The sequence below is a fragment of the Rhizobium sp. BT04 genome (assembly GCF_030053135.1).
GTDB lineage: Bacteria > Pseudomonadota > Alphaproteobacteria > Rhizobiales > Rhizobiaceae > Rhizobium > Rhizobium binxianense.
This window is the reverse complement of the sequence record NZ_CP125652.1, coordinates 1,456,064-1,481,823: the sequence shown is the minus strand read 5'-3', so window position 1 is coordinate 1,481,823 and position 25,760 is coordinate 1,456,064. Positions and strand designations below refer to the sequence as shown.

24 protein-coding genes and 1 pseudogene are annotated in these 25,760 nt (G+C 61.3%); 21 read left to right on the top strand and 4 right to left on the bottom strand.

The features are described 5' to 3' along the window. Window positions 1-6: 6 nt before the first annotated feature. The 3 genes from murG to murB are packed head-to-tail and all read left to right on the top strand — an operon-like array spanning window position 7 to window position 3,514. Window positions 7-1,131 (top strand): undecaprenyldiphospho-muramoylpentapeptide beta-N-acetylglucosaminyltransferase, encoded by a 1,125-nt coding sequence (murG, locus tag QMO82_RS15850; RefSeq protein WP_183608188.1) that lies wholly within the window; start codon window positions 7-9, stop codon window positions 1,129-1,131. Then, on the top strand, window positions 1,128-2,543 hold the full coding sequence (murC, locus tag QMO82_RS15845; protein ID WP_183608189.1) for a UDP-N-acetylmuramate--L-alanine ligase: 1,416 nt from the start codon (window positions 1,128-1,130) through the stop codon (window positions 2,541-2,543). Before murG ends, murC begins: the two co-directional genes overlap by 4 nt. Further along, window positions 2,540-3,514 carry a UDP-N-acetylmuramate dehydrogenase gene (gene murB, locus QMO82_RS15840; protein ID WP_183608190.1) on the top strand — a complete coding sequence of 325 codons (975 nt, stop codon included), beginning with the start codon at window positions 2,540-2,542 and terminating at the stop codon, window positions 3,512-3,514. The genes murC and murB overlap by 4 nt, the downstream gene beginning before the upstream one ends. Before the next feature lie 3 nt (window positions 3,515-3,517). Here the strand turns inward: murB and QMO82_RS15835 are convergent, their stop codons facing one another. Together QMO82_RS15835 and QMO82_RS15830 are read right to left on the bottom strand one after the other, a co-directional pair. Beyond that, window positions 3,518-4,447, bottom strand: a complete 930-nt coding sequence (locus QMO82_RS15835) for an SDR family oxidoreductase (protein ID WP_183608191.1) — start codon at window positions 4,445-4,447, stop codon at window positions 3,518-3,520. Between the two features lie 337 nt (window positions 4,448-4,784). Then, on the bottom strand, window positions 4,785-5,540 hold the full coding sequence (locus QMO82_RS15830; RefSeq protein WP_183608192.1) for an SDR family NAD(P)-dependent oxidoreductase: 756 nt from the start codon (window positions 5,538-5,540) through the stop codon (window positions 4,785-4,787). A gap of 211 nt (window positions 5,541-5,751) precedes the next feature. On the opposite strand from QMO82_RS15830, the gene QMO82_RS15825 reads away from it, so the two are divergent. From QMO82_RS15825 to QMO82_RS15800, 6 genes are all read left to right on the top strand, one after another. Beyond that, window positions 5,752-6,345, top strand: a complete 594-nt coding sequence (locus QMO82_RS15825) for a L,D-transpeptidase (protein ID WP_183608193.1) — start codon at window positions 5,752-5,754, stop codon at window positions 6,343-6,345. Between the two features lie 169 nt (window positions 6,346-6,514). After that, complete coding sequence (locus QMO82_RS15820; RefSeq protein WP_018243378.1) at window positions 6,515-6,634, top strand: hypothetical protein; 120 nt, start codon at window positions 6,515-6,517, stop codon at window positions 6,632-6,634. A 154-nt stretch (window positions 6,635-6,788) separates the two neighbouring features. After that, window positions 6,789-7,373, top strand: a complete 585-nt coding sequence (locus QMO82_RS15815; RefSeq protein ID WP_183608194.1) for a hypothetical protein — start codon at window positions 6,789-6,791, stop codon at window positions 7,371-7,373. 73 nt (window positions 7,374-7,446) lie between these two features. Beyond that, window positions 7,447-8,040 carry a protein-S-isoprenylcysteine O-methyltransferase gene (locus QMO82_RS15810; protein WP_183608195.1) on the top strand — a complete coding sequence of 198 codons (594 nt, stop codon included), beginning with the start codon at window positions 7,447-7,449 and terminating at the stop codon, window positions 8,038-8,040. A 10-nt stretch (window positions 8,041-8,050) separates the two neighbouring features. Beyond that, entirely contained in the window at window positions 8,051-8,836 is a 786-nt protein-coding gene (locus QMO82_RS15805; RefSeq protein WP_183608196.1) for a hypothetical protein, read from the top strand. Beyond that, on the top strand, window positions 8,833-9,711 hold the full coding sequence (locus tag QMO82_RS15800; RefSeq protein WP_183608197.1) for an SDR family NAD(P)-dependent oxidoreductase: 879 nt from the start codon (window positions 8,833-8,835) through the stop codon (window positions 9,709-9,711). The genes QMO82_RS15805 and QMO82_RS15800 overlap by 4 nt, the downstream gene beginning before the upstream one ends. 53 nt (window positions 9,712-9,764) lie before the next feature. On the opposite strand, the pseudogene QMO82_RS15795 reads toward QMO82_RS15800, so the two are convergent. Then, a pseudogene (locus QMO82_RS15795) lies at window positions 9,765-10,562 on the bottom strand (MFS transporter); the annotation flags it as partial. A 170-nt stretch (window positions 10,563-10,732) separates the two neighbouring features. Between QMO82_RS15795 and aqpZ the strand changes: the two are divergent. The 10 genes from aqpZ (at window position 10,733) to ligA (ending at window position 23,575) form a co-directional block, all read left to right on the top strand. Next, complete coding sequence (aqpZ, locus tag QMO82_RS15790; protein WP_183608198.1) at window positions 10,733-11,419, top strand: aquaporin Z; 687 nt, start codon at window positions 10,733-10,735, stop codon at window positions 11,417-11,419. 272 nt (window positions 11,420-11,691) lie between these two features. Further along, a complete protein-coding gene (locus QMO82_RS15785) occupies window positions 11,692-12,618 on the top strand; it encodes a D-alanine--D-alanine ligase (RefSeq protein ID WP_183608360.1) in 927 nt (308 codons plus the stop codon). Further along, window positions 12,606-13,538: a cell division protein FtsQ/DivIB gene (locus tag QMO82_RS15780; RefSeq protein WP_183608199.1), complete on the top strand. Its 933-nt coding sequence runs from the start codon at window positions 12,606-12,608 to the stop codon at window positions 13,536-13,538. The genes QMO82_RS15785 and QMO82_RS15780 overlap by 13 nt, the downstream gene beginning before the upstream one ends. Continuing rightward, window positions 13,535-14,866, top strand: coding sequence for a cell division protein FtsA (gene ftsA / locus QMO82_RS15775; RefSeq protein WP_003565034.1), 1,332 nt, complete (start codon window positions 13,535-13,537; stop codon window positions 14,864-14,866). The genes QMO82_RS15780 and ftsA overlap by 4 nt, the downstream gene beginning before the upstream one ends. A gap of 55 nt (window positions 14,867-14,921) precedes the next feature. Further along, window positions 14,922-16,655, top strand: coding sequence for a cell division protein FtsZ (gene ftsZ / locus QMO82_RS15770; protein ID WP_183608200.1), 1,734 nt, complete (start codon window positions 14,922-14,924; stop codon window positions 16,653-16,655). A gap of 260 nt (window positions 16,656-16,915) precedes the next feature. Further along, the gene (gene lpxC, locus QMO82_RS15765) at window positions 16,916-17,872 is read left to right on the top strand and encodes a UDP-3-O-acyl-N-acetylglucosamine deacetylase (protein ID WP_183608201.1); all 957 of its coding nucleotides are present in this window, start codon (window positions 16,916-16,918) and stop codon (window positions 17,870-17,872) included. A gap of 268 nt (window positions 17,873-18,140) precedes the next feature. After that, window positions 18,141-19,010 (top strand): outer membrane protein assembly factor BamD, encoded by an 870-nt coding sequence (locus QMO82_RS15760; protein WP_183608202.1) that lies wholly within the window; start codon window positions 18,141-18,143, stop codon window positions 19,008-19,010. Window positions 19,011-19,015: 5 nt separating this feature from the next. Next, window positions 19,016-20,689, top strand: a complete 1,674-nt coding sequence (recN, locus tag QMO82_RS15755; RefSeq protein WP_183608203.1) for a DNA repair protein RecN — start codon at window positions 19,016-19,018, stop codon at window positions 20,687-20,689. 91 nt (window positions 20,690-20,780) lie between these two features. Beyond that, window positions 20,781-21,308, top strand: a complete 528-nt coding sequence (locus tag QMO82_RS15750; RefSeq protein WP_183608204.1) for a DUF6886 family protein — start codon at window positions 20,781-20,783, stop codon at window positions 21,306-21,308. A 110-nt stretch (window positions 21,309-21,418) separates the two neighbouring features. Further along, a complete protein-coding gene (gene ligA / locus QMO82_RS15745) occupies window positions 21,419-23,575 on the top strand; it encodes an NAD-dependent DNA ligase LigA (RefSeq protein WP_183608205.1) in 2,157 nt (718 codons plus the stop codon). Window positions 23,576-23,609: 34 nt separating this feature from the next. Here the strand turns inward: ligA and QMO82_RS15740 are convergent, their stop codons facing one another. Beyond that, on the bottom strand, window positions 23,610-24,146 hold the full coding sequence (locus QMO82_RS15740) for a GNAT family N-acetyltransferase (protein ID WP_183608206.1): 537 nt from the start codon (window positions 24,144-24,146) through the stop codon (window positions 23,610-23,612). A 271-nt stretch (window positions 24,147-24,417) separates the two neighbouring features. Here QMO82_RS15740 and QMO82_RS15735 point away from each other — a divergent pair, with 271 nt between their 5' ends. Together QMO82_RS15735 and QMO82_RS15730 are read left to right on the top strand one after the other, a co-directional pair. Next, the gene (locus QMO82_RS15735) at window positions 24,418-25,008 is read left to right on the top strand and encodes a 3'-5' exonuclease (RefSeq protein WP_183608207.1); all 591 of its coding nucleotides are present in this window, start codon (window positions 24,418-24,420) and stop codon (window positions 25,006-25,008) included. Window positions 25,009-25,085: 77 nt separating this feature from the next. Then, a complete protein-coding gene (locus QMO82_RS15730) occupies window positions 25,086-25,577 on the top strand; it encodes a CreA family protein (protein ID WP_183608208.1) in 492 nt (163 codons plus the stop codon). Window positions 25,578-25,760 lie beyond the last annotated feature (183 nt).

Genomic DNA, 25,760 nt, shown 5'->3' with positions numbered 1-25,760 from the left:
AGGACCATGAGCAAAGGCATCGTGCTGCTTGCCGCCGGGGGAACCGGCGGCCACGTGTTTCCAGCGGAGGCGCTCGCCTTCAAGCTGAAGGAGCGCGGCTATTCGGTGCATCTCGTCACTGACAGCCGGGCGGAGCGTTATGCCGGCAAGTTCCCGGCCGAGGAAATCCATGTCGTGCCGTCGGCGACGATCGGTTCGAAGAACCCGGTTGCCGTCGCCCGCTCGCTGTGGACGCTCTGGAGCGGCATGCGGGCGGCGAAGAAACTGGTCCAGCGGCTGAAACCCGCCATCGTCGTCGGTTTCGGCGGTTATCCCACCGTGCCGCCGCTGCTTGCCGCCACCCGGCTCGGCGTGCCCTCGATGATCCATGAGCAGAATGCCGTGATGGGCCGCGCCAACAAGGCCTTGGCGAGCCGCGTGCAAGGCATTGCCGGCGGTTTCCTGCCGGAAGGCGGCGCCGCTTTTCCCGAGAAGACGGTAACGACGGGCAACCCGGTTCGCCCGGCGATCATCGCAGCCGCCGAGGTGCCTTACACGCCGTCGCATCCCGGTGAAGCCTTCAATCTCGTCGTCTTCGGCGGCAGCCAGGGCGCGCAATATTTCTCCAAGGCGCTGCCGACGGCGATCAGTCTGCTCGACGATGCGCTTCGCCTGCGCCTGCGCATCACCCAGCAGGTGCGTCCCGAGGATATGGAAATGGTCGGCGGCTGTGTCGCCAAACTGGAGATGGGCGCCGATATCGCCCCCTTCTTCACCGACATGGCCGAGCGGCTGGCGAAAGCTCACCTTGTCATCTGCCGTTCCGGCGCCTCGACGGTTTCGGAAATTTCCGTCATCGGCCGGCCGGCAGTGCTCGTGCCTTACCCCCACGCTCTCGATCACGACCAGGCGGCCAATGCGGCGGCACTGGCGGCCACCGGCGGGGCCAAGGTGATCGCCCAGTCGGAGCTTTCGCCGGAGAAGATCGCAGCGATCCTGACGGCCGTCATGAACGACCCGGAAAAGCTTGCACATATGGCAGCGGCTGCGAAACTCGCCGGGAAACCCGATGCCGCGAACTTGCTTGCCGACATGGTTGAGGCTATTGCCGCCAAACGGACAATAGCGGAATTCAAGAGGACACGCGCATGAAACTGCCGAAGGCGATCGGTCTCGTCCATTTCATCGGCATTGGCGGCATCGGCATGAGCGGTATCGCCGAGGTGTTGCACAATCTCGGCCACAAGGTGCAGGGATCGGACCAGGCCGACAGCGCCAATGTCCAGCGCCTGCGCGACAAGGGCATCGAGGTGTTCGTCGGCCACCGGGCGGAAAACCTGGGTGATGCCGAAGTCGTCGTTGTCTCGACGGCGATCAAGAAGAGCAATCCGGAGCTGATCGCCGCGCGCGAAAAGTTGCTGCCGGTGGTGCGCCGCGCCGAGATGCTCGCCGAGCTGATGCGCTTCCGCAATGCAATCGCCATCGGCGGTACGCATGGCAAGACGACGACCACTTCGCTGGTCGCCACACTGCTCGAAGCCGGCGGGCTTGACCCGACCGTCATCAACGGCGGCATCATCAACGCCTACGGCACCAATGCCCGAATGGGCGAGGGCGAGTGGATGGTGGTCGAGGCCGACGAATCGGACGGTACCTTCCTGAAGCTTCCGGCTGATGTCGCCGTCATCACCAATATCGACCCCGAGCATCTCGACCATTATGGCAATTTCGATGCGGTGCGCGCCGCCTTCCGGCAGTTCGTTGAGAACGTGCCGTTCTACGGCTTCGGCGTCATGTGCCTCGACCATCCCGAAGTGCAGTCGCTGGTCGGCCGCATCGAGGATCGCAAGATCATCACCTACGGCGAGAACCCGCAGGCCGACGTACGCTTCACCAATGTGCGCATCGACGGCACGCGCTCGATCTTCGATGTCGAAATCCGCCGCCGCCGCACCGGCCAGGTGATCGAGCTCAAAGGGCTGGTCATGCCGATGCCCGGCCGCCATAATATTTCCAACGCGACGGCGGCGATCGCCGTTGCCAACCGGCTCGGCATATCGAATGCAGATATCGCCAAAGGGCTTGCCTCCTTCGGCGGCGTCAAGCGTCGTTTCACGCTGACCGGCGAATGGAACGGGGTGCAGATCTTCGACGATTACGGCCACCACCCCGTCGAGATCAAGGCGGTGCTGCGCGCTGCCCGCGAAGCCTGCAAGGGCCGGATCATCGCGGTCCATCAGCCGCACCGCTATAGCCGCCTTGCCAGCCTGTTCGAGGAATTCGCCGCCTGCTTCAACGATGCCGACAGCATTTTCCTGGCGCCGGTCTATGCGGCGGGCGAAGATCCGATCGAAGGCATCGATTCCGTCTCACTCGTCTCGCGGATCAAATCCGGCGGCCATCGCGACGCCCGTTTTCTCACCTCGGCGGAACTTCTGCCGCAGATGGTCGCGGAGGTTGCAAAGCCTGGTGATTTCGTGGTTCTGTTGGGGGCTGGGAGCATCACATCCTGGGCAGCGGCGCTGCCCAAGCAACTGGAAGGCCTATCGGGAAAGTCCGCATGAAACAGGTGAATGGGGAAAAGCTTCTCGCGTCTCTCGGAGACGGTGTAAAGGATATCCGCGGCCGTATCACGCCGGATGCCCCCATGGACCGTGTTACCTGGTTCAGGGCCGGCGGCCTGGCCGAGCTGATGTTCCAGCCACATGACATCGACGATCTCGTCGCCTTCCTGAAGATCTTGCCGGAAGAGGTGCCGCTGACGGTGGTCGGCGTCGGCTCCAACATCCTGGTGCGCGACGGCGGGATTCCCGGCGTCGTGCTGCGCCTGTCGGCCAAGGGGTTCGGCTTCGTCGAGCTTGCCGGCGAAAACCGCATCCTGGCCGGTACCATCTGCCCCGATAAACATGTGGCGGCGATGGCGATGGATAACGGCATCGGCGGCTTTCATTTCTTCTACGGTATTCCGGGCAGCATCGGCGGCGCGGCGCGCATGAATGCCGGGGCGAACGGCGTAGAGACGCGCGAGCGGTTGATCGAGGTCAACGCGGTCGACCGCCAGGGCAACAAGCATGTGCTTTCCAATGCCGAGATGGGCTATTCCTACCGGCATTCCGCAGCACCCGCCGACCTGATCTTCACCTCGGTGCTGTTCGAGGGTTATCCGGAAGAGCGCGCCCAGATCCGCGCCGAGATGGATGCCGTTCGCAATCACCGCGAGACGGTGCAGCCGATTCGCGAAAAGACCGGCGGCTCGACCTTCAAGAATCCGGCGGGCCATTCGGCCTGGAAGCTGATCGACGAGGCAGACTGCCGCGGCCTCGTCATCGGCGGTGCGCAGATGTCGTCGCTTCACTGCAACTTCATGATCAACATGGGGCAGGCGACCGGCTACGATCTCGAATATCTCGGCGAACAGGTGCGCCGCGAGGTCTTCGAAAAAGAGGGCATCAAGCTCGAATGGGAAATCAAGCGCCTCGGCGTCTTCATGCCAGGCCGCGAAGTGCGCCCGTTCCACGGCGTCACAAGCGAATAAAGTTTACTTCACGGCCAGCTTCAGACCTTCGCGCGGCGTGACGATGGGCGACCAGCCGAGAACGTCGCGCGCTTGGGATATGTCGACCTGGAGGGAGCCACAAAGACGTTGGTAGACAGCGTCCTTTCCCGTGACTCTCGCGCCCATCTGCAACAAGGCGGGGGGGAAGGGGAGCAGGATCGGTTTGACACCCAGCCCCGCGGCAATCCCTTCAATAAGCCCTGGCGTCGAAAGATCTTCTCCATCACCTGCGAGAAGGGTCTCGCCGGCTGCCCCGGGATGCTTCATCCCGGTGATGATCAGATCGACGAGATTTGGAAGCGCGACCAGTGTTCGGCGGTTCTTCAACGACCCGAAAGGGAGCGGTATCTTCTTCCGGACAAGTCCGACGAGCAGAGCAAAGTTGCCCCTCGCACCGGGTCCATAGACGAGCGGCGGGCGAATGACGACGACCTCCATGCCTGTTCGGGCGGCGATTTCATGTAGCCCGATTTCAGTTTCCAGCTTCGAGATGCCATAGGGATCGATCGGCATTGGCGTATCGTCGTGCCGGAAGGGCCTATCGTTCTCCTCGCCATTGACCTTGATGCTGCTGGTGAAGACGAACCTTTTTACATCAGCGCGGGCGGCCTGCTCGGCGAGGTTCAACGTGGCGGCGGTGTTGATCCGACGAAATTCCGCAAGAGGATCGGCTGCGCGGTCGTTCATGATGTGAACACGAGCGGCGAGATGGACGATGACATCAATACCCTCGAGAGCTGCTGTCCAATCGGTTTCGCTTGTTATCTCGATGGGGAAATGCCGCATAGATGCCGGGAAGCTGGCGGTTGCAGATCGCGTCGTCACCGCAAGCTCGCATATCCGTTCTCTATGCAGTCTTTCGACGAGAGGCCTACCGACAAAGCCGGCTGCGCCGGTAATGAGGCATCGCATGATCTGTCCCCCGTTCTACCGTGAGTGCTCCGGTTAACCGGAAGTGCTCACGGCATCAATCAAAAAGCCGCGACGTTAGGGCGCCGTGCGTCCTTTCGGACGCACAAAGGACGCTCTAGCACTTTGAATCTACGCATCGGCCCGAAAGTCGATTCCGATTTTCGGGCCGATGCGCTAGCCGTCTCGGCTTATTGTTCATTTCTCGCGGCCCGACAGCCGACACAGCTCAGTGGAGAGACCGCAATATGGGGCAGAACACCGGTCCCCCAGTCGGCAGCACAGCATGAGGCAAAATGGAGGTAGTCTGGAAATCACCGCCTACTTCCCAGCCCCTTCTTCAGTGAGCGGTATAGGCCCCGTCCACCAAATAGTGCGCCCCAGTGATGAAACTGGCCTGCTCGGACAAGAGGAAACACACAAGAGCCGCGACCTCTTCCGGTTTTCCACGCCTGCCCATTGGTTGAAGCGATGCCATGCGACGCGAACTCGCCGCTTCAAGGTGCTCTGACAAAAGTGGCGTTTCGATCCAGCCGGGACCGACGGCATTTATGCGGATACCCAATCGCGCATACTCCATCGCAGCGACTTTCGTCAGTCCAACAACCCCGTGCTTGGCTGCGGTGTAGGCCGCCGCGGTGGGTAATCCAACGGACCCGAGAGTGGAAGTCATATTCACGATTGCGCCGCCACCCAACTTAAGCATCGCGCCAATTTCGGACTTCATGCTATAGAAAACGCTGTTCAGATTGACGTTCATCACCTCGTGCCAACGATCGAGCGGATAGTCTGCGACCGCTGCGCGCACCCCATCGATTCCCGCATTGTTGACCGCCAGATCCAAGCCGCCACATGTCTCGACGGTAAAATCGACAAGTCTCTGCACACTCCCACTGTCACTGACATCAACGACAAATTCACGGGCGAGGCTTCCCTCTGATCTGATTGCGGCGGCAATTGTACGTGCTGCGTGAGCATTGATATCGGCGACAACAACCTCGGCACCCTCCTCAGCGAGTTGTCGGGAAACGGTGGCACCAATTCCGGAACCTGCGCCCGTCACAATCGCGATTTTTCCCTCCAGGCAAAGCTTCATCGTCTCTGTCCTTATTGCTATGCTAATATTCGATCGGCGCGTTTATTGATGCAAGGGGTTTCCCGGATTAATAGAAGCGCATGGTATTGCGCAGCTTCGGATGTTGCCAGTGTTGCGACCTCATCCTCCACAGCGTTGAGTGTCTTTGTCAAAAGATGTCGCACTCTAATTTGGAATGAACGGGATCGACGGAATTACTTGGCAGGTGGGAATGGACAAACACCATATTACACGCCGGGGGCTCGTGCTGGGGAGCTTGGCTCTGATGCTTTCTGCATGTACTTCAGGCGATGGGCCGCCGCTGGGCTACCGGTTTGGGTTTGCGATGGATCCTGATTTCGATCCCCGCTATCGACGACGAGAGGTTGCGTATACGGGGAGTGAACCGCCCGGAACGATCGTCGTCGATACGGCGAGCCGCTACCTTTACTTCGTGGAGGCTGGCGGACAGGCGACTCGCTATGGCGTTGCGGTCGGAGAGGAAGGGCTGAGTTTCAAGGGCGAGGCCACCATCGGCTATAAGGCAGAGTGGCCTTCGTGGAAACCCACCAGTGACATGATTCAGCGCAAGCCCCGGCTGGCCCAATATGCCGATGGAATACCGGGAGGACCACTCAACCCTCTCGGTGCAGCGGCCCTCTACCTCTACCAAGGCGGACAAGATACCCTGTTCCGGTTGCACGGAACGAATGCCCCCTGGTCGATAGGCCGTGCAGTTTCGAATGGGTGTATTCGTTTGACGAACGCAAACATCCTCGACCTTTACTCTCGTGCACGCGTAGGCACGCGCGTGGTTGTCATCTGACGGCGTTTACCATTTGCAATCGCTGGGTTGGTCATAACAATACGTATCTGCTAATGTAGATTCGTTGCATGTTGCATCATGTCTGCCCTATCCAGGGTGCTGATTGTCGCTAAACTGTAAGGTGTAGCCCTCAAAAAGCTATCCCATGATGAGGAGAGAGGACTTCCTGATGAGCAGAATTCTAATCGTAATCGTTGCAATGTTTGCGGTGGCCAATCTGAGTGCTTGCGGGTCGATTGGCAAAGGCAAGGGGAAAGCCCCACCGCCGGCAGAAGCAGTCTACAAGTAGCATATCGCGTTTGATATTTAGGAAGGGTCACATAGACCCTTCCGCTTCTTACACCATAAACCCCAGGCTTGCGCTCCTTCGCAACTCACAGCGCACGAGTGGCATTGCTGACGTCGGGCTCCCATTCGTCAGGGCCTGCATATGGAGCTTAGTGATGGCGCTTGGAAGAGGCGGTAGGTCGCTAGTTGTTATGTTGGCGGTCGTGGCATCGTCATGCCAGACAGAAGACAAAAGGCCTTTACCGCATTATACGTCGACTGGCAGAGGTGTAGCTCCAACCAATGCGGCTGAAAACAAATCAAATCGGTATTTCATCGAATTCCGCTCACGCTATGCGCTGACCTACGGCCACACCTATGTCGTTTTTGGGCGGGCGGATAAAAGCGGAAATATGATCAATCCCGAAGTCGCAGGGCTTGCCCCAGCTTCTCCCGATGCCGCCCAGTATGTAATCGGCCACTTCATACCGGTTCCGGCCACGACCGGAGCTACGGATGGTGACCTGGAAGAGCAGTACAGGTCGGCAAGCTGGCGTGTGATGCTGAGTGATAGTGAATATAACGACACAGTTGCGTATATACGCAAACTGCAGGCAACCTCTCATCTCTGGGAGGCATCGGTATATAACTGCAATGCCTTTGTGGCGGATATCGCACGGCACATGGGTTATAAGGCGCCCGGCATTTGGCTAAGGCCGCAACAATTCATTGCAACCCTGCGGGAGATGAATACAGGTTGATTGCGTGCGGGCATCCAAGATACGCGTTGGCGATCACGGAAGGCGGATCATGGAAAGGTTCTGGTGACTTGATTTGAACTTATCAGCAGCCGTCGTCGGCGAGGTCGTCTGGGTTCTCGGAATTGTTGCATGGTACATCATTCGATACCCTTTTGAGCGCCGCGCAAAGCGAGTGCCTGTTATCAGCAACCGCCGCACCGGTTCTGAGGTGGTCGGGCTTGCGGCAGCTCTCGCCGGACTTGCGATCGTGCCGGGATTCTACGTCGCGACCGGCATTCCTGAAGCCGCCGACTATACACCTCATTTGTGGGCCGTCGTGATCGGGGCAATATTCTTCTGCGCCGCAATGTGGGTCTTTCGAAGAACCCACAAGCAATTAGGACGAAACTGGTCGATTACGCTGGAGATCCGCCAGCAGCACGAATTGATATGCGCTGGCCCGTACTCCCTTGTCCGCCACCCCATGTACACGTCGTTCCTTCTGATGGGGCTCTCACAAGCGTTTCTGCTGTCGAACTGGGTGGCAGGCACGGCGGGCCTGATCGGCTTCGCCGTTCTATTCTTCCTGAGGGTGGACAAGGAAGAACGTATGATGTTGGAAGTTTTCGGCCCGCAATACCGCGCATATATGGCGAAAACCAAGCGCATCATCCCTTATCTTTACTAGAGGTGGCAAGATGAGAGGACGAACGATCAAGCTCTCGGCATCGCGACGACTTGTCGGAGATCTGATGAGATTCTCGATCGGGGTACCGCGTGTGACGGTCCAGCGGCAAATGAACCTTCGGCCCCTCCTCGATGCCAGAGACGGACCGGATGCCCGGCCGTCCTGGACCGTGCTTTTCTTGAAGGGATACGCCCTGCTTTCTCAAGAAATTCCCGAATTGCGGCGCGCTTATATCAAGTTTCCATGGCCGCAGCTCTATGAATATCCGGCCAGTGTGGCCTCTATTGCCCATGAGCGCGAGCATGAGGGAGAGAGGGTCGTTCTGCTGAGCATCATCAAAGGTCCCGAGCAACGCTCCATTTCCCAGCTGGAAACGCTGATCCGCGCAGCGAGGTCACTTCCGGTTCTGGAGATTAAAGAGTTTCGGCGCTCTCTGAAGCTTGCTCGCGCACCTGCCCCTGTGAGGTGGCTGCTCATGTGGCTCGGGCTCAATATCGGGCGGAAGCGTGCGCGCTATTTCGGCACGTTCCAATTGTCCGTCTATTCGGGCCTTGGAGCGGAGTCCCTCAACCCCCTTACCCCACTGACCACACTTCTCAACTACGGTCCAATCGGCAAGGATGGATCGGTTGCTGTCCGCATCCACTACGACCACAGGGTCATGGATGGAGCGAATGTCGCTCGGGCATTGGAACGGTTCGAAAGGATCTTGAACGGCGAGGTCGCGGACGAAGTAACACGCATCGCCCAGAGCGGTACCCCTGCCATCATGTCGGCGGCAGGGACATCGAAATGACGTCGCGCAGTGAGCCCCGTTTGGCTGTCGTCGTGGTTGGTGCTTCCCGTGGCATTGGACGAGCAATCGCAAAGGTTGCGGCACGTGAACGCAATGTCGTCGTACTCGTCGCGCGTTCGCCTGAGGGCCTCGCCGCGGCGGCGGTCGACGTACAGCAGGCCGGCGGGGAGGCGTTCACGCTGCAGCTGGATCTCTTTGCGGCCGATGCGTCGGCGCGCCTTGAGGCTTTTCTAATCGCCAACGATTTGGTCTGCGGCGTCTTGGTCAACAGTGCCGGGTATGGTCTGCGAGGCGCAGCAACGTTACTCCCCGTCAAAGATCAGATGGGGATTATCGATGTCAATATACGCGCCCTGACCGACATGACCCTTCGCTTCCTGCCTGGAATGCTGGCGCGCGGACGTGGCGGAGTGATCAATCTCGGCTCCATAGCGGGTCTCGTTCCCGGGCCGTACATGGCATTGTATTACGCAAGCAAGGGTTTTGTGCGCTCTTTTTCGGACGCGCTCCATCAGGAAGTGCGCCGTTTTGGCGTTACCGTGACATGTGTGGCGCCAGGACCGGTATCCACCGAATTCCTTGAAAAGGCCGGCGCCAACCGGGCGGCTCTCTTCAAGATATTGCCCAAGCTGGACGCTGAATATGTCGCTGAGCGGGCCTGGAGCGGTTTCAACTCAGGCCGTCGCCGCGTCGTTCCCGGCATTTCAGCCAAGTTGTTTACTCTTGTCGCCGCATTCTTGCCGACCGCAGTTATTCTCCCCCTGATCGGCCGCCTGCAGCGCAGGAGCAAAGATCCATGTCCTTGCGGTTCAGGGAAAAGCCTCAAGGAATGTTGCGGTAGCCGCTCCCCGGCACGGAGCAACCTGCAGAAATAATGGCTGTCGACGAGGGTGAAGCCGACCGATGATGCCGGCCACGCAGAGATCCTATAACCGAGCCCGCCCTTTTCCAGGGGTGTCGTGCCCCAGGAGAGCGTGAAGACTGTCATGAGGTAGAACAACACGAAGGTCGCGACGGCAATGAAGGTGCCGAGGATCAGGCTCCGCAGATGACCGCGAAAGACGACTTCGATCGGCACGGCGACGCGCTCGTGCTTTTCGACGGCTTTGCGGAATTCCGGCGTCTCGGCGATCTTCAGACGGACATAGAGGCCGACGGCGACGAGGGCGAGGCTGGCGATGAAGGGAATGCGCCATCCGTAGTCGAGGAAATCCTCGTTGCTCATCGTTTCCGCCAGGATGAGGAAGAAGCCGGAGGAAAGGATGAAGCCGATCGGCGCGCCGAGCTGCGGGAACATGGCGTACCAGCTGCGCTTGCCGGGGGGAGCATTTTCGGTGGCGAGCAGGACGGCGCCGCCCCCTTCGCCGCCGAGGCCGAGGCCCTGACCGAAGCGGCAAAGCGCCAGCAATAGCGGCGCGGCGATGCCGATCGCATCATAGCCCGGCAGCATGCCGATCAGGACGGTCGAAAGCCCCATCGTCATCAGCGCGGCGGCGAGCGTCGCCTTGCGGCCGATGCGATCGCCGAAATGACCGAACACCACGGCGCCGATGGGGCGGGCGAAGAAGGCGATCGAGAAGGTGACCAGCGACTGCAGCGTTGCGGCGTTCGAATCGCTTGCCGGGAAGAAGAGATGCGGAAAGACGAGGACGGCTGCCGTCGCGTAGACGTAGAAGTCGAAGAATTCGATGGTCAGTATTTTTATGAATCGCATTGAGGCTGGCAGGTCTTAACGCAATTTCAGGTCTGAGAAACGTCTCCTCGCGCCGCATCCGCCGCATCTCCACCCGTTTCGCGATCCTTGCGTGAAGCTTGCCGCAGCAATGTCCGCGCGCTTGACCGGAATCGAATTGTAACGGATTCATTTAAACTCTTGGTTGAGGTTAAGGGGCGCGCATGCAAAAAAGTCTAGTTGCCGAGTTTCTCGGCACGTTCTGGCTGGTCTTCGGCGGATGCGGCAGTGCCGTGCTCGCGGCTGCCTATCCCGAGCTCGGGATAGGATTTACGGGTGTGGCCCTTGCGTTCGGCCTGACCGTGCTCACCATGGCCTATGCCGTGGGCGGCATTTCCGGCGGTCATTTCAACCCGGCCGTCTCCCTCGGTCTGACGGTTGCCGGACGGTTTCCTGCGGCGCGCCTCGTTCCCTATATCGTCGTCCAGGTCGTCGGCGCCATCGCCGCGGCCGCGCTGCTCTATCTCATTGCCAGCGGCAAGGCGGGTTTCGAACTCGGCGGCTTTGCCGCCAACGGCTATGGCGATCATTCGCCGGGCGGTTATTTTCTGCTTTCGGCGCTGCTGATCGAAGTGCTGCTGACCATGTTCTTCCTGATCATCATCCTGGGATCGACCGGCAGCCGGGTGCCTGCCGGCTTCGCGCCGCTTGCAATCGGCCTCGGGCTGACACTGATCCATCTCATTTCCATCCCTGTGACGAATACCTCGGTCAATCCGGCGCGTTCCACCGGCCAGGCGCTTTTCGTCGGCGGCTGGGCATTGCAGCAGCTCTGGCTGTTCTGGATTGCACCGCTTGCGGGCGGGGCGCTCGGCGGACTCGTGTGGAAATTCCTCGACGACGCAGACTGACAACAAGATATCGACCTATCCCATTGGGCCCGCGCGGTTTTTCGGCGCGGGCTTTTCTGAGTCAATGGATCGGCAGGCACCTTCGCCCCTGCAGTCCGAAGAAGCGAAAGTTAAAAAATCAAGGACGCGGCAAGAGGCAGTTAACGAAAGTAAACACTTCATTAACCATAATGGTGCTCTAATGTTTGCAGGTCGGACAAAGGCCGGAAACGGCGCCGACAGCTTGGCGCAAGCGTCGATTTCGAGAATGGAAGTTATTTTTGGGGGTGTTGATGAGTCGCAAGCATGTCGCTGTCCTGATGGGCGGGTTTTCCTCGGAACGGCCGGTCAGCCTTTCCTCGGGAAAGGCTTGCGCAGAGGCCCTCGAAGCGGAAGGCTTCGAAGTGACGTGCATTGACGTGGCGCGCGACGTTTCCGAGAGGCTCGCCGCGCTGAAGCCGGATGTGGTCTTCAATGCACTTCATGGGCCCTTCGGTGAGGACGGCACGATCCAGGGGATCCTCGAATATCTCGAAATCCCCTATACGCACTCGGGCGTGCTTGCCTCGGCCCTGGCGATGGACAAGGACAAGGCGAAGCTCGTTGCTGCAGCTGCCGGCATTCCGGTCGCCGAATCACAGGTCATCAATCGTTTCGCTTTTCCCTCGGCGCATCCGATGAGGCCGCCCTATGTAGTGAAGCCGGTGCGTGAGGGCTCAAGCTTCGGCGTCGTCATCGTCACGGAAGATCAGGCGCATCCGCCGCAGGTCGTCAGCTCCCCCGAGTGGCATTACGGCGAGGAGGTGCTCGTCGAGCGCTATGTTTACGGCCGCGAACTCACCTGCGGCGTCATGGGCGAGACTGCGCTCGGCGTCACCGAGGTGGTGCCGCAGGGCCACAATTTTTATGATTACGACTCCAAGTATGCGGCGGGCGGTTCAAAACACGTCATCCCGGCGAAAATTTCACCGAATATTTACCAAAAAATACAAACATTGGCCCTAAGGGCGCATCAGGCAATCGGTTGTCGCGGCGTCAGTCGGTCCGACTTTCGTTACGACGATCGTTTCTCCGAAGACGGCGAAATCATCTGGCTGGAGGTCAATACCCAGCCCGGCATGACTCCAACCTCGCTTGTGCCCGAAATGGCCGGTCATGCCGGCTATTCCTTTGGTGAGTTTCTCCGGTGGATGGTGGAGGACGCGTCTTGTTTGCGTTGACGGTCAAGAAGATAGGGCGTCCCAGCCGTCATGCCGCGCTTCCGATGATGGAAGCCGAAGAGCGGTTCGTGCTGCCGCGTCCGTTGCGCCGCGTCACCCGCTTCCTGATCAGCCTTGGCAGCGGCCGCATCTACATCCCCGCCCATACGGGCACGGTTTCGGCGCTTGCCTTTCTGGCTGCGACTGGGCTCTACGGCATGTCGCTCGGCGGCCACACGGAAGCCGTCGCGCAGGCGACGACAACGGCGGCGGGCTTTGCGATCGAGGACGTGAAGGTCTCCGGCAATTCGGAGACCTCCGAAATTGAAATCCTGCAGCTGATTGGCCTCGATGGCACGACCTCGCTGGTCGCCCTCGACGTCGATGCCGCCCGCCGGAAGATTGCGCATCTCCCCTGGGTCGAAAGCGTCGAGGTTCGCAAGGTCTATCCGAAGACGATCGAGGTGAAGCTCAAGGAGCGTCAGGCCTATGCCATCTGGCAGCACGGGCAGGAGCTTTCGCTGATCGAAAAGAACGGCAGCGTCATTGCGCCGCTGCGCGACAACAAGTTTTCGGCGCTGCCGCTGGTGGTCGGCCGTGATGCGGAAACGGCGGCGGCGTCACTCGACGACGCCTTCTCCAAGTGGCCCGACGTGAAGGCCCGGGTGAAGGCCTATGTCTGGATATCCGGCCGCCGCTGGGACCTGCACATGGATAACGGCGTCGTCGTCAAGCTGCCGGAAGACGGTATCGACCAGGCGCTGGCGACGCTTTCGAAGTTCGACAAGGAGCACCAGCTCCTGGAGCGGGACATTGCTGCGGTGGATCTCAGGCTGTCCGACAGAACCGCGATCCAGCTGACGCCGGAAGCGGCGGTCCGCCGGCAGACGGCTGTGACGGAGCGTACCAAGGAATTGAAGAAGGCGGGGCAGAATATATGAGCTTGTTCGGTTCATCCCATTTCGGATTGCCGCGCCTGAAGCCGCTTTCGTCGAAGCGGTCGCATGTCGTTTCGGTGCTCGACATCGGCTCGACCAAGGTCGTCTGCATGATCGGCCGGCTGACGCCGCGCGAGGAAAGCCAGATCCTGCCGGGCCGAACGCACAATATCGAGATCATCGGTATCGGCCACCAGCGATCCCGCGGCATCAAGACCGGCGTCATTGCCGATCTCGACGCGCTGGAAGGCGTCATTCGGCTGGCCGTCGACGCGGCCGAACGCATGGCCGGGCTGACCGTCGAGAGCCTGATCGTCAATCTGACGGCCGGCCGTCTCGGCAGCGACATCTATACCGCGACGATTGATCTCGGCGGCCAGGAAGTCGAGCTCAACGATCTCAAGAAGGTGCTGTCGGCAGCCTGCCAGCAGTCGCTGCGGCAGGACCGTTCGGTGCTGCATTCGCTGGCGACGGGTTTCTCGCTCGACGGCGAGCGCGGCATCCGCGATCCGCTGGCAATGTACGGCGATGCGCTCGGCGTCGACATGCATGTCGTCACGGCGGAGCGCTCGGCGCTGAAGAACCTCGAACTCAGCGTCAACCGCGCGCATCTGTCGGTCGAGGGCATTGTTGCGACGCCCTACGCATCCGGCCTTGCGGCGCTCGTCGACGACGAGGTCGAGCTCGGCTGCGCGGCGATCGACATGGGCGGCGGCACGACGACGATCTCGGTCTTTGCCGAAGGCAAGCTCGTTCATACCGATGCCGTCGGCCTCGGCGGCCATCACGTGACCACTGATCTGGCGCGCGGCCTTTCGACCCGCATCGAGGATGCCGAGCGGCTGAAGGTCGTGCATGCGACAGCGCTTTCGAATTCCTCCGACGAGCGCGAACTGATCTCGATCCCGCCGATCGGCGAGGATGATCGCGACCAGCCGTCGCAGGTGCCGCGGGCGCTGGTTTCGCGCATCGTTTCGGCCCGAATCGAAGAGACGATGGAACTGATCCGCGACCGCATCCAGCGCTCCGGCTTCAGCCCGATCGTCGGCAAGCGCGTCGTGCTGACCGGCGGCGCCAGCCAGCTGACCGGCCTTGCCGATGTGGCGCGGCGTATCCTTGCCCGCAATGTCCGCATCGGCCGCCCGATGGGCGTCTCGGGATTGCCGACGGCGGCCAAGGGCCCGGCCTTTTCGACGGCCGTCGGCCTGATGATCTATCCGCAGGTTGCGGACATGGAGACACATGCGTCACAGAGCGGTCTGCTCATGTCGCTTGGAGGAAATAACAGCCGCATAGCCCGGATGGGCCAGTGGCTGAAGGAAAGCTTCTGAAATTGAGTGATTGGCCGGCGTGGCGATGCGGCCAGAGAGAGAAGGAACAGGTACCATGACCATCAAGCTGCAAAAGCCTGACATCACAGAGCTGAAGCCGCGCATCACCGTATTCGGCGTTGGCGGCGGTGGCGGCAACGCCGTCAACAACATGATCACCGCCGGTCTCCAGGGCGTCGACTTCGTCGTCGCCAACACGGATGCGCAGGCGCTGACGATGACGAAGGCCGAGCGCATCATCCAGCTCGGCGTCAATGTCACCGAAGGCCTCGGCGCAGGTTCGCAGCCGGAAGTCGGTCGCGCGGCAGCCGAAGAATGCATCGATGAGATCGTCGATCACCTGAACGGCACGCATATGTGCTTCGTCACCGCCGGCATGGGCGGCGGCACCGGCACCGGCGCTGCGCCCGTCGTCGCGCAGGCCGCCCGCAACAAGGGCATCCTGACGGTCGGCGTCGTCACCAAGCCGTTCCATTTCGAAGGCGGGCGCCGCATGCGCCTGGCCGAGATGGGCATCCAGGAACTGCAGAAGTCTGTCGATACGCTGATCGTCATTCCGAACCAGAACCTCTTCCGCATTGCCAACGACAAGACGACCTTCGCCGATGCCTTCGCGATGGCCGACCAGGTTCTCTATTCGGGCGTTGCCTGCATCACCGACCTGATGGTGAAGGAAGGTCTCATCAATCTCGACTTCGCCGACGTCCGCTCGGTGATGCGCGAAATGGGCCGCGCGATGATGGGCACCGGCGAAGCCTCGGGCTCCGGCCGCGCGCTGCAGGCCGCCGAGGCTGCAATCGCCAACCCGCTGCTCGACGAGACTTCGATGAAGGGCGCTCAAGGGTTGCTGATCTCCATCACCGGCGGTCGCGACCTCACCCTCTTCGAAGTCGACGAAGCCGCGACCCGCATCCGCGAAGAAGTCGATCCCGACGCCAACATCATCCTCGGCGCCACCTTCGACGAATCGCTTGAAGGCATCATCCGCGTCTCGGTCGTCGCCACCGGCATCGATCGGGCGATGAACGAAGCCGCCGAGCGCAACTTCCAGCCGGCCGCAAAGCCTGCTATCCGTCCTTCCGCGGCTGTTGCTCCGGCAGCGGCCGCAGTTCAGCCTGCGCCCGTGATGCAGGCACCGAAGGCCATGGATCCGATCGCGCAGACCATCCGCGCAGCCGAGATGGAACGCGAGCTTGAAATCCCGGCCCCGCGTGCTGCTGCACCACTGCAGCAGCCGGTGGCACAGCAGGAAACCTTCCGTCCGCAGAGCAAGATCTTCGCGCCTGCACCGGAAGCTCCGATCATCCGTCAGGCACCGGTGCAGCAGCAGGCTCCCGCGCCCGTCATGAGCCAGCCGGTCATGAGCCAACCGGTCGTCAGCCAGCCCGTCCAGCAGCAGCCGGTCCGGCAGGAGCCGATCATCCGCCAGGCGCCCGAACCGATGCGCATGCCGAAGGTCGAGGATTTCCCGCCGGTCGTTCAGGCCGAACTCGACCACCGCACGCAGCCGGCCTCCGCGCATGCGGGGGAAGAGCGCGGTCCGATGGGCCTGCTGAAGCGAATCACCAATTCGCTCGGCCGTCGCGACGACGACGCGGTTGCCGCCGACATGACGGCAGCACCGCCGGCCGCTTCGCAGCAGCGCCGTCCGCTGTCGCCGGAGGCAAGCCTCTACGCACCACGTCGCGGCAACCTCGACGACCAGGGCCGGGCGGTTCCGCAGGCCCGGATGACGCAGGAAGACGACCAGCTGGAAATCCCGGCATTCCTGCGCCGCCAGTCGAATTGAGGGGCTGCTTCAGCACCGTTCATGCCCGGGATCAAGGTCCCGGGCATTGCTGTTTTTCAGTTTGTGATTCGCGAGCGATTTCAATCGCCTGACTTCGTAACAAAGCGAAAGAAACAGTGATTTGGATTGGAGCGCCGGCGCACGTAAGTATTGTGCAAGGAAACTGCACTACGAGACCTTTCGACAGGCTCCTTGTGCAGAATGAATGATGACCGTGCCGATCGGACAGACCGCCGGTGCGGAAGATAAAGGCAGAATTTATGGCAATTGGCTTGCTGGGTTTTCAAACGACGGTATCGCGTCCCGTGACGCTCACGGGCACGGGAGTTCATTCGGGCGCAGAAGTCTCGATCACCCTGAACCCAGCCGAATCGGACACCGGCGTCGTTTTCCAGCGCCTGCATGACAATGGCGACATCACCGAACTCAAGGCCGTCTCCTCGCAGGTCGGCAATACCGACCTCTGCACCGTGCTCGGCTTCTCGCCCGCCCATTCGGTCGCGACGATCGAACATGTCATGGCCGCCATCTATGCGCTCGGCCTCGACAATGTGGTGATCGAGGTGCAGGGCGCCGAAATGCCGATCATGGACGGCAGTTCGTTGCCCTTCGTCGAGGCGATCGAGCAGGTCGGTCTCGTCTCGCTCGGCGTCAAGCGCCGCTATATCCGTATCACCAAACCGGTGCGCATCGAGCAGGGCGGCTCCTGGAGCGAATTCCGTCCCTATGACGGTACGCGCTTCGAAGTCGAGATCGATTTCGACTGCCCGCTGATCGGTCGGCAGAAGTGGGCCGGAGACATGAGCGCTTCCGTCTTCAAGACCGAGCTTTCCCGCGCCCGCACCTTCGGTTTCATGCGCGATGTCGAGCGTCTCTGGGCCTCTGGCCACGCGCTCGGCTCCTCGCTCGAAAACTCCGTCGTCATTTCGGACGACAACACCGTCATCAATATCGAGGGGCTGCGTTACGCCAAGGACGAGTTCGTCCGTCACAAGACGCTCGATGCCGTCGGCGATCTGTCGCTTGCCGGCGCCCAGTTCATCGGCTGCTACCGCTCCTATCGCGGCGGCCACAAGATGAATGCCAATGCGCTGAAGGCGCTGCTCGCCGATCCCTCGGCCTACGAGGTCGTGGAGACGTCGACGCCGCGCCAGCGCGTCGCTGCCCGCGAACTGATCGCAGTCAGCGCTTCGGAATTCGCTCCCTGGTCGGCATGACCTCCAGCCTATTCTCAAGACCAGGCCGCCTCTTTCCCGGAGGCGGTTTTTTTATGTCGGCCCCAGTCTGCGACGATAGGTGTTTTATCGCAGTTGCTTAGCTGCCACAGATTGGAGAGAAGAGGAAAAGCCGGTCATTCTGGCAGCTGCTGCCACAAAAATGCGTTAATGCCTTATCATTGCGTTGCTCTTGATACACATTTGTGGCTAGAAACGCCAGCGAGGCGTGGCTGCCGTGGAGCGAGCGGCGGCAGTGGGGTTCTTTCGAATGGGTTATGCAGGATCTGAAGGTATGATGAAGACAGCGCGTGCTTTGTTCGCATCGCTTCTGGTGCTCAGCGCAGGCGCCTCGATATCCGGTTGCCAGTCGGATCCCGATATCGACATCACCAAGCTCGGCCTCGAAACCGATCCGCCTGACGTGCTCTACACCCAGGGCCTTGCCAATATGAAGGCCGGCAACATGGCGGAAGCAGCGCGCAAGTTCGACGCGATCGACCGCGAGAACCCGTTCTCCGAATGGGCGCGCAAGGCGCTTGTGATGAGCACCTTCGTCAAGTACCGCCAGGGCCGCCTGGACGATGCGCTTGCATCAGGCAACCGCTACATGTCGCAATATCCGAAGTCCCAGGATGCCGCCTATGTGCAGTATCTCATCGGTCTCACCTATTCCAAGCAGATCGTCGACGTGACGCAGGACCAGCGCGCCTCGGCCAAGACGATCGAGGCGATGCAGGCCGTCATCGACAATTATCCGAACTCCGAATATGTCGACGACGCGCAGGCCAAAATCCGCTTCGCGCGCGACCAGCTCGCCGGCAAGGAAATGCAGATCGGCCGCTACTACATGGAGCGGAAGGAATATCTCGCCGCGATCTCGCGCTTCCGCATCGTCGTCGAGAAATATCCGAACACGAACCAGATCGAAGAGGCCTTGGCACGTCTCGTCGAGGCTTATTACGCGATGGGCATCGTCGACGAGGCCCAAACGGCGGCCGCCGTCCTCGGTCACAATTATCCCGACAGCCAGTGGTATGCCGATTCCTACAAGCTGCTGCAGACCGGTGGCGCCGAGCCGCGGGAAAACAAGGGCTCGTGGATCGCTGCGGCAGGCAAGAAACTCCTTCTCGGTTCATAAGTCCAATGCTGATCCAGCTTTCGATCCGCGATATCGTCCTGATCGAGCGGCTGGATCTTGCCTTCGAGACCGGACTTTCCGTGCTGACGGGCGAGACCGGGGCGGGCAAATCCATCCTGCTCGACAGCCTGTCGCTGGCGCTCGGCGGGCGCGGAGACGGTGATCTGGTGCGCCACGGCGAGGACAAGGGTCAGGTGACGGCGGTGTTCGACGTCGGCATGGACCACGGCGCTCGCGCGCTCCTGCGTGAAAACGGCATCGACGACGAAGGCGACCTGATCTTCCGCCGCCAGCAATCGGCGGACGGGCGCACCAAGGCCTATGTCAACGACCAGCCGGTCAGCGTGCAGCTGATGCGCCAAGCCGGTCAGATGCTGGTCGAAATCCACGGCCAGCACGACGATCGCGCCCTTGTCGACACCAATGCCCACCGCACTCTGCTCGATGCCTTCGCCGGCCTTGCCGACGAGGTTTCGGAGGTCTCTCGGCTCTATCGCCTGTGGCGCGACAGCGAGCGGACGCTGAAGAAGCACCGCGAGAAGGTGGAAAGTGCGGCCCGCGAAGCCGACTACCTGCGTTCATCCGTCGAGGAGCTCGAGAAGCTCTCGCCGCAGGATGGCGAGGAGGACGAACTCGCTGACCGCAGACAGAAAATGATGAAGGCCGAGCGAATTGCCGGTGATATCGCCGAGGCCTCCGAATTCCTGAACGGCAATGCCTCGCCGGTGCCCCACATAGCCTCGCTGGTGCGCCGCCTGGAGCGCAAGAGCCATGAGGCGCCGGGATTGCTCGAAGACACTGTGATGCTGCTTGATGCCGCGCTCGACCAGCTTTCCAATGCGCAGATGGAAGTCGAGGCAGCACTGCGGAAGACCGAATATGATCCGAGAGAACTGGAACGGGTGGAGGAGCGGCTTTTTGCGCTCAGGGCCGCCTCGCGCAAATATTCCGTGCCCGTCACCGAACTGCCGGCGCTTGCCGTCCGCATGATCGCCGATCTTGCAGATCTCGACGCGGGCGAGGAGAGGCTTGCGCGGCTTGAAGCCGAGGTCGGCCTGGCGCGGGAAAATTACGATGCGGCGGCGCGTTCGCTCTCCGACAAGCGCCATCACGCCGGCACCGCGCTAGCTGCGGCCGTCATGACCGAGCTGCCGGCGCTGAAGCTCGAACGCGCCCGTTTCATGGTCGAGATCACCACGGATGCGCAGGAGGCGCTCGCCGAAGGCATCGACGTCGTCGAGTTCCATGTCCAGACCAATCCGGGCACGCGGCCGGGCTCGATCATGAAGGTTGCTTCCGGCGGCGAACTGTCGCGTTTCCTGCTGGCGCTGAAGGTGGCGCTCGCCGATCGCGGATCGGCCCCGACGCTCGTCTTCGATGAAATCGATACCGGCGTCGGCGGCGCGGTGGCCGATGCGATCGGCCAGCGGCTAAAGCGGCTGTCGGAGCGGGTGCAGGTGCTTTCGGTCACGCATGCGCCGCAGGTGGCGGCCCGGGCGGCGACGCATCTGTTGATTTCCAAGGGACCGGCGGCCGAGGGATCCGAAAAGATCGCCACGCGCGTGGCGACGATGGCGCACAAGGATCGCACCGAAGAGATCGCCCGCATGCTGGCCGGGGCTTCGGTAACCGAAGAGGCGAGGGCGGCGGCGAAGCGGCTGCTGGCCGGCAACGGTTGATCGCAATTGAGCTGTCGGTCAGGCCGACGGCGGTGACGAGCGTCTCGCTTTGCGCTATCGGTAACATTCCGATCCGCGACGATCCGTTGCCATGCGCCTTTTCCATTTCAGCGATGATCCCGACATTGCGGTGTTCGAACCGCGCCCGGTTCGCGTGCCGTCGATGCGCCCAACGGGCCGGGAATGGCTGAACGGTCCGCTCGTTTGGGCGATCGATGGCGACCATGACTTCATGTATCTCTTTCCCCGTGACTGCCCGCGGATCTTGATCTGGGCGATCCCCGAGACGCCGGAGACGGAGCGTTGGCGCTGGCTCGGCGATTGCCGGGCCGCTGCTTATGTCGAGCGTCATTGGGTGGAAAGGCTGGAAGCGGAGACGATCCATCGCTACGAGTTGCCTGTCGAGGGTTTCGAAGATCTCGGCGATGCAGGCATGTGGGTGGCCCGAAAGACAGTGGCGCCGCTAGAACATATTGCCATGTCACAGCTCGATCGGGAATTTGCCCCGCGTGGCGTGGAGCTCAGAGCGGTCGACAGCCTGTGGCCGCTGAAGAGCCTCTGGGACACCGGCCTCCATGTCAGCGGCATCCGGCTGCGCAATGCGCACGATTGGGAATAGGCCGATAGGCCAATCTTCTCGATAGGGCATGCGCGGCCTCTCTTTTCATCCGGTGATTTTGCTCTAAAAACAATGCAGATTTCTGGCCAGATTCTCTGGAGTGCTGTTCCATGTCCACCGAAGGTTCCGCCGTCGACGCGTTGACGATCGAAGAGGCTGCCGCCGAGCTCGAACGGCTGGCAAGGGAGATCGCGCATCACGATGCGCTCTACCACGGCAAGGACCAGCCGGAGATTTCGGATGCCGATTACGACGCGCTGAAGCGCCGCAACGATGCGCTGGAAGCGCGGTTTCCCGAGCTTATCCGTGAGGACAGCCCGTCGCGGCGTGTCGGTGCCGCGCCTGCCGTCACCTTCTCGCCGGTCGTCCATGCGCGGCCGATGCTGTCGCTCGACAACACCTTCTCGCAGGAGGACGTGCAGGATTTCGTCGCCGGCGTCTATCGTTTCCTCGGCCGTCTGCCGGATCAGTCGATCGCCTTTACCGCCGAGCCGAAGATCGACGGTCTGTCGATGTCGATCCGTTACGAGAACGGCAGGCTGATGACGGCTGCGACGCGCGGCGACGGCACGACGGGGGAGAATGTCACCGCCAACATCCGCACCATCGCCGAGATCCCCAACGAGCTGCCGAAGGGCGTGCCCGCGGTCGTGGAGATCCGCGGCGAGGTCTATATGGCCAAAAGCGACTTCCTGGCGCTGAACCGGCAGATGGAGGCGGAAGGCAAGCAGACCTATGTCAACCCGCGCAATACGGCCGCCGGCTCGCTGCGCCAGCTCGACGCCAAGGTGACGGCGAGCCGCAAGCTGAAATTTTTCGCCTATGCCTGGGGCGAGATGTCTGACATGCCCGCCGACACACAGTTCGCCATGGTGCAGACCTTCAAGGATTGGGGTTTTCCGGTCAATCCGCTGATGAAGCGGTTGAACTCGGTCGCCGATATCCTGGCGCATTATGACGAGATTGGCCTCGAGCGTCCGGATCTCGACTACGACATCGACGGCGTCGTCTACAAAGTCGACAGTCTCGAACTGCAGCAGCGCCTCGGCTTCCGCTCGCGTTCGCCGCGCTGGGCAACCGCGCATAAGTTCCCGGCAGAGCAGGCCTTCACCGAGGTCGAGAAGATCGAGATCCAGGTTGGCCGCACCGGAGCGTTGACGCCGGTGGCGCGGCTGAAGCCGATCACGGTCGGCGGCGTCGTCGTCACCAATGCGACGCTGCACAACGAGGATTACATCAAGGGTATCGGCAATAGTGGTGAGCGCATCCGGCCGGAGGACCACGATATCCGCGAAGGCGATACCGTCATCGTCCAGCGCGCCGGCGACGTCATTCCGCAGATCCTTGACGTGGTGATGGAAAAACGCGCCGCCGACGCCGGCTCATACGAGTTTCCGAAGACATGCCCGGTCTGCGGTTCGCATGCGGTGCGCGAGGTCAACGAGAAGACCGGCAAGATGGATTCGGTGCGCCGCTGCACCGGCGGCTTCATCTGCCGGGCGCAGGCGACCGAGCATCTGAAGCACTTCGTCTCGCGCAACGCCTTCGATATCGAGGGGCTGGGCTCGAAGCAGATCGACTTCTTCTTCGAAAATGAGGATCCGTCGCTGCAGATCCGCACCGCGCCCGATATCTTCACGCTGGAGAAGCGCCAGCAGCAATCGCTGACCAAGCTGGAGAATATCGACGGCTTCGGCAAGGTCAGCGTCGGCAAGCTCTATGCGGCGATCAACGAACGGCGCAGCATTGCGCTCCACCGCTTCATCTACGCGCTCGGCATCCGCCATGTTGGCGAGACCACGGCGAAGCTGCTGGCGCGCTCCTATGGCACCTATGCGGCCTTCGAAGCCGGGATGCGGGAGGCCGAGACGCTTGCCGGTGATGCGTGGAACGATCTCAACGCCATCGACGGCATTGGCGAGGTTGTCGCGCGTGCCATGGTCGAATTCTACAAGGAGCCGCGCAATGTCGAGGTGATCACCCGGCTGCTCGCCTCGGTGACGCCTGAGGAGGCCGAACAGCCGGTGACGGCAGGCAGCCCGGTCGCCGGCAAGACCGTGGTGTTCACCGGCTCGCTGGAAAAATTCACCCGCGACGAGGCGAAGGCGAGGGCCGAAAGCCTCGGCGCCAAGGTGGCGGGATCGGTCTCGAAAAAGACCGACATCGTCGTTGCCGGCCCCGGCGCCGGCTCCAAGCTCGACAAGGCGCGCGAGCTCGGCGTGCAGACGATGGATGAGGACGAGTGGCTGGCGCTGATCAGCGGGTGAGGGGCTGACGGCGGACCGCCAGCCTCCCGCTCGCTCATAGTCTGAGCCGCGCCATCGTATAGGCGTCGACATACTCCCCTGATCGAAAGCCGAAGGCCTTCATCAGGCCTTCCTGTTCGAAGCCGAATTTCCGGTAGAGGCCGATGGCGACATCGTTGTCGGTATAGACGGTCAGTTCCAGTCGTTTGATATCGAGCCAGTCATCGGCGGCGTCGACCATCGCGCCGAGCAGGATGCGTCCGAAGCCGCGGCCGGTGAAGTCGTCATGCACACCCATGCCGATGCTGGCGACGTGCTGCCGGCGGCCGGAAAGGCGATTGAGACCGCCATTGCCGACGATCTTGCCATTTTGGGTGACGACGAGGTTAAGCGCGCCGGGAGAGGGATTTTCCATGTGCTTGCGAACCTCCTCGACCCGCTGGTAGGGCGGCCGCAAGGTGCCGGCCCGGTAGCCTGGAAGATTTATGAGATCGGTGATTTCCTCCGCATCGGAAAGGCGGACGGCGCGCACGAGGACGCCATCCGGCAGGCGCGCTCGGCCGCGAGCTTCGTTCTCTTCGTTTTCAGACATGGGATGCCCTCCTTGGGTTTCAGGAGGAGAGCTGGTTTCCGAAAACCCTGCTCGCCTCGGCAGGGTTTTCGGGATGATCGGACGGCTAGTGACGCACCATCGCTCCCGCGTACCCTGGAAGGGTCGTGGCGATATGATGCATGGTTGATGTCACTGAGTTGATCATGCATAAAAGCTTCCCCATTTGCGTGCAGATGTCAACAGGCCGGAATTTGCCTTTGCATGCGGCTATGATTATTTCGGTAGGGGCAGACGATTCGGATATTTGCCCTTGAAGACCATCGCCATCGATTTCGAGACAGCCAATGAGCAGCGCGGCAGCGCTTGTTCGGTTGGGCTTGCCTGGATCGAGGAGGGCAGGGTCACGCGTGTCGAGGAACGGCTGATCCGGCCGCGGGAGATGCGCTTTTCCGGGATGAACATTGCGATCCACGGCATCCGGCCGGAGCATGTCGAGGATGCGCCGGAGTTTCCCGAGGTGATGGACGAATTCCACGAGGATATCAGCGGCGCGACGATGATCGCGCATAATGCCGCCTTCGATTTCAGCGTCTGGCGGGCGAGCCTCGATCACTATCGGCAATCCTATCCGGAACTCACCTATCTCTGCAGCCTGAAGATGGCGCAGCGGATCTGGCCGCACTTCCTCTCACACCGGCTGAACCTGATTGCCGAGCATCTCGGCTTGCGTTTCGTGCACCACAACGCCGCCGAGGATGCCGCTGTCTGCGCGGCCGCGGCGATCGAGATGGCGAAGGCGGTCAAGGCCAATGCTGTTCACGCCATACCGGCGATGATCGGTATGAGGCCCGGACGGCTGACGGCGCGGGCCCATGAGCCCTGCACCTGCCGGAAAGGCTGATCGCTTCTCCGGGGCGCCATTTCTTGCAAAGCCTCAGGGCGCACTTATCTAGAATGCGGATCACTCAGGGAGCCGCCATGTCCAAGCTGCGCAATCTTTTCCTCGCCGCCTTTTCCTTCGCCGCCCTTTCCGCCGGCGCCGCCTCGGCCGAAGTTGTCGGCAAGGTCGGGGTCGACTGGATCGGCAACGACATCATCGTCGAGGCGGTCTCCGATCCAGAGGTCAAGGGCGTCACCTGCCATGTCACCTATTTCGACCGAAGCCTGATCGACCGGTTCAAAAACGGCAACTGGTTCGAAGACCCGTCCAACAATTCCATCGCCTGCCGGCAGACGGGGCCGATCGAGATCGGCAATATCGACCTGTCCAAGGATGGCAGCGAAGTGTTCCGGCAAGGTATGTCGTTGATCTGGAAGACGCTGGTCGTCAACCGCATCTACGATAAGACCAACGACACGCTGATCTATCTCGCCCATTCGCGCGAACTGACGGATGGCTCGGCGAAGATGTCGATTTCGACGATTCCGCTCTATGGGCAGAACGTTGTGTGGAAGAATGGGAAGCCGTAGGGGCGGGAGGACGGGATTTTTCGCTTTTGGATAAGGACCCCGCCCCAAACCCCTCCCCACAAGGGGGAGGGGCTTAACTTGCCGCACCGGTTTTCCAGATCTTCGACCTTTTAGGAGAAGCGAGGTGGGCGCTCCGGGTTAGTCCCTCCCCTTGTGGGAGGGGTTTTCCCAAAGGCTGATCCG

Coding starts and splice junctions, on each gene's coding strand:
- QMO82_RS15785 (WP_183608360.1), top strand. CDS start 11,692: ATGAGTCGCAAGCATGTCGCTGTCCTGATGGGCGGGTTTTCCTCGGAA.
- QMO82_RS15730 (WP_183608208.1), top strand. CDS start 25,086: ATGTCCAAGCTGCGCAATCTTTTCCTCGCCGCCTTTTCCTTCGCCGCC.
- ligA (WP_183608205.1), top strand. CDS start 21,419: ATGTCCACCGAAGGTTCCGCCGTCGACGCGTTGACGATCGAAGAGGCT.
- QMO82_RS15805 (WP_183608196.1), top strand. CDS start 8,051: ATGAGAGGACGAACGATCAAGCTCTCGGCATCGCGACGACTTGTCGGA.
- murG (WP_183608188.1), top strand. CDS start 7: ATGAGCAAAGGCATCGTGCTGCTTGCCGCCGGGGGAACCGGCGGCCAC.
- QMO82_RS15825 (WP_183608193.1), top strand. CDS start 5,752: ATGGACAAACACCATATTACACGCCGGGGGCTCGTGCTGGGGAGCTTG.
- murB (WP_183608190.1), top strand. CDS start 2,540: ATGAAACAGGTGAATGGGGAAAAGCTTCTCGCGTCTCTCGGAGACGGT.
- aqpZ (WP_183608198.1), top strand. CDS start 10,733: ATGCAAAAAAGTCTAGTTGCCGAGTTTCTCGGCACGTTCTGGCTGGTC.
- recN (WP_183608203.1), top strand. CDS start 19,016: ATGCTGATCCAGCTTTCGATCCGCGATATCGTCCTGATCGAGCGGCTG.
- murC (WP_183608189.1), top strand. CDS start 1,128: ATGAAACTGCCGAAGGCGATCGGTCTCGTCCATTTCATCGGCATTGGC.
- QMO82_RS15750 (WP_183608204.1), top strand. CDS start 20,781: ATGCGCCTTTTCCATTTCAGCGATGATCCCGACATTGCGGTGTTCGAA.
- QMO82_RS15815 (WP_183608194.1), top strand. CDS start 6,789: ATGGCGCTTGGAAGAGGCGGTAGGTCGCTAGTTGTTATGTTGGCGGTC.
- QMO82_RS15760 (WP_183608202.1), top strand. CDS start 18,141: ATGGGTTATGCAGGATCTGAAGGTATGATGAAGACAGCGCGTGCTTTG.
- QMO82_RS15835 (WP_183608191.1), bottom strand. CDS start 4,447: ATGCGATGCCTCATTACCGGCGCAGCCGGCTTTGTCGGTAGGCCTCTC.
- QMO82_RS15820 (WP_018243378.1), top strand. CDS start 6,515: ATGAGCAGAATTCTAATCGTAATCGTTGCAATGTTTGCGGTGGCCAAT.
- ftsZ (WP_183608200.1), top strand. CDS start 14,922: ATGACCATCAAGCTGCAAAAGCCTGACATCACAGAGCTGAAGCCGCGC.
- QMO82_RS15830 (WP_183608192.1), bottom strand. CDS start 5,540: ATGAAGCTTTGCCTGGAGGGAAAAATCGCGATTGTGACGGGCGCAGGT.
- QMO82_RS15740 (WP_183608206.1), bottom strand. CDS start 24,146: ATGTCTGAAAACGAAGAGAACGAAGCTCGCGGCCGAGCGCGCCTGCCG.
- QMO82_RS15800 (WP_183608197.1), top strand. CDS start 8,833: ATGACGTCGCGCAGTGAGCCCCGTTTGGCTGTCGTCGTGGTTGGTGCT.
- lpxC (WP_183608201.1), top strand. CDS start 16,916: ATGGCAATTGGCTTGCTGGGTTTTCAAACGACGGTATCGCGTCCCGTG.
- ftsA (WP_003565034.1), top strand. CDS start 13,535: ATGAGCTTGTTCGGTTCATCCCATTTCGGATTGCCGCGCCTGAAGCCG.